This window comes from Stenotrophomonas sp. NPDC077659, from assembly GCF_050268705.1.
In the GTDB taxonomy this organism is placed as follows: domain Bacteria; phylum Pseudomonadota; class Gammaproteobacteria; order Xanthomonadales; family Xanthomonadaceae; genus Stenotrophomonas.
Genome location: NZ_JBNNHG010000254.1, coordinates 1 through 2278, shown reverse-complemented (window position 1 = coordinate 2278; position 2278 = coordinate 1). Strand labels below are relative to the sequence as shown.

Here is a 2278-nt window from a genome sequence, read left to right as displayed (position 1 = left end):
CTCGTAGCCGTCCTGGGCGATGTCACGCTGGGCCAGCGCCTGGCGCACGCCGGACAGACCCAGGACCTGCACCGGGATGGACGGGCCGGCGAATTCCGGCTGCTTGCCGGTTTCGTCGAACAGCGCACGCACGCGGCCGTACTGGATGCCGCACACCAGGTAGTCGCCCTTCTTCAGGCGGCCCTGCTGCACCAGCACCGTCGCGACCGGGCCGCGGCCCTTGTCCAGCGAGGATTCGATGACCACGCCCGAGGCGCGGCCTTCGTCGACGGCCTTCAGTTCCAGCAGTTCGGCTTTAGCAGTCCAAATCCCGGACTGCTAAGATGGGTGCCTATGAGCCAGAACACCTCTACTGCCCTTGTGGCAAACAATCTCCCGATTCCCAGTGCGCTCGGTTCGCTGGACGCCTACATCGGTGCCGTGCACCAGATTCCGGTGCTGTCGGTCGATGACGAACAGGACCTGGCCCGTCGCTTCCGCGACGGTGACGATCTGGACGCCGCACGTGAGCTGGTGCACTCGCACCTGCGCTTCGTGGTGCATGTGGCCCGCGGTTACAACGGCTACGGTCTTGCGCTGGGTGACCTGATCCAGGAAGGCAACATCGGCCTGATGAAGGCGGTCAAGCGTTTCGATCCCGACATGGGCGTGCGCCTGGTGTCCTTTGCCGTGCATTGGATCCGTGCCGAAATGCACGAGTTCATCCTCAAGAACTGGCGCATCGTCAAGGTCGCCACGACCAAGGCGCAGCGCAAGCTGTTCTTCAACCTGCGCAAGTCGAAGACGCGCCTGGGCTGGATGAACGCGGCCGAAGTCAGCGCGGTGGCCAAGGACCTGAACGTGTCCGAGCGCGAGGTCATGGAAATGGAGTCGCGCCTGTCCGGTCGCGATATCGGTTTCGATGCGCCGACCGACGAGGACAACGATCACGCACCGCCGTCGCCGGCGGCGTTCCTGGTGTCCAACGACGAAGATCCGTCGATGGCCTATGAGCGCGAGGACAGCGAAGACAACCAGATGCAGCTGCTGCGCGAAGGCCTGGCCGAGCTGGATGCCCGTTCGCGCGACATCATCCGCCGCCGCTGGCTGGATGCCGACAGCAAGGTGACGCTGCAGGAACTGGCCGATGAGTACGGCGTGTCCGCCGAGCGCATCCGCCAGGTCGAAGCGAACGCGCTGAAGAAGATGAAGGCGCTGTTCACCGCGTAAGGCATAGATCTTTGGTTTGGTTCCTGTTTCCGGCCCCCGTTCTGATGAAAAGCCCCGGCGTTGGTCGGGGTTTTTCGTTTGACCGGCATGGCTGTTGGTAATGCGGGCCGCTGATCGGCTGCTTCAGTAGTACCAGCCCATGGCGGGCAATCATGCGCTTCCAGTAGCCGTTCAATCCCTCGCGAGGTTTATAGCCGAGGGCCTGGTCCAATTCAGAATGGTCCCTCTGGCCTCAGTCCTGGAGTTGGACTCCGATGACTGCCTTCCTGTGCTATGAATGCCAAGCCTTGCTTCAAGGCTCTTTCATGGATTGGAATGATGCGCAGGTTCGGGGGAACTGCAGGCGGTGTGTCGACCCGCTTCGGGGGATTTGAAGATCGAACTCGCAAGCTGGGTGCCATAGGCGCCTGGCTGTGCTGCGTGCTGCTGATGGGCCTTGGCCTGTCACCATCCGCAATCGCCCAGGCAACGATCACATACATTCACACTGATGCCCTCGGCTCGGTTGTGGCCGAAAGCGATGCCAACGGCAACGTCATCAAGCGATATGACTACGAGCCTTACGGGGCCGTGGTAGGCGGTCAGGTCACGGATGGACCTGGGTACGCCGGACATGTGAGCGACTCGGCTACAGGGCTGAGCTACATGCAACAGCGCTACATGGATCCACAATTGGGCGTGTTTCTGTCGGTAGACCCAGTCACCGCTCACCAAATGCCAGTTGAGCAGTTCAATCGGTATCGGTACGCGAACGGGAATCCGTACAGGTTCGTCGATGCGGATGGAAGGCAGGCCGCAGAGCGATTCGTTGAGCAGCATCGGAGAGATATTGCTGCCGGAAATGGCGCCGTATACGAGCCGATGAGACCGGCCGCAATCGCCGTTACAGCGGCAATGGCTGCCCCAGTGCTGATCGAAGCTGGCATGGTTGCGATGGCCAATCCAAGTGTCGTATCGGCAGCTACCAGTATCGCTGCTGATATCGCAGGAGTTACAGGTGCCGGTGGAGCAGGTCCCCCACTGTCACCATAGTTGTCCGCTCCCCTGAATCCCAGAAGGAGCACGTGCA

Annotated in this window: 2 protein-coding genes and 1 pseudogene; 2 read left to right on the top strand and 1 reads right to left on the bottom strand. The window is 61.5% G+C overall.

Features of this window, described 5'->3' with window-relative positions; translation table 11 throughout:
• Positions 1-297: pseudogene (locus ACQKDV_RS19165) on the bottom strand (hypothetical protein); the annotation flags it as partial.
• 36 nt (positions 298-333) lie between these two features.
• On the opposite strand from ACQKDV_RS19165, the gene rpoH reads away from it, so the two are divergent.
• Together rpoH and ACQKDV_RS19155 are read left to right on the top strand one after the other, a co-directional pair.
• Positions 334-1209 (top strand): RNA polymerase sigma factor RpoH, encoded by an 876-nt coding sequence (rpoH, locus tag ACQKDV_RS19160; protein ID WP_079223786.1) that lies wholly within the window; start codon positions 334-336, stop codon positions 1207-1209.
• Between the two features lie 273 nt (positions 1210-1482).
• Positions 1483-2241 (top strand): RHS repeat domain-containing protein, encoded by a 759-nt coding sequence (locus tag ACQKDV_RS19155; RefSeq protein WP_427785819.1) that lies wholly within the window; start codon positions 1483-1485, stop codon positions 2239-2241.
• Positions 2242-2278 lie beyond the last annotated feature (37 nt).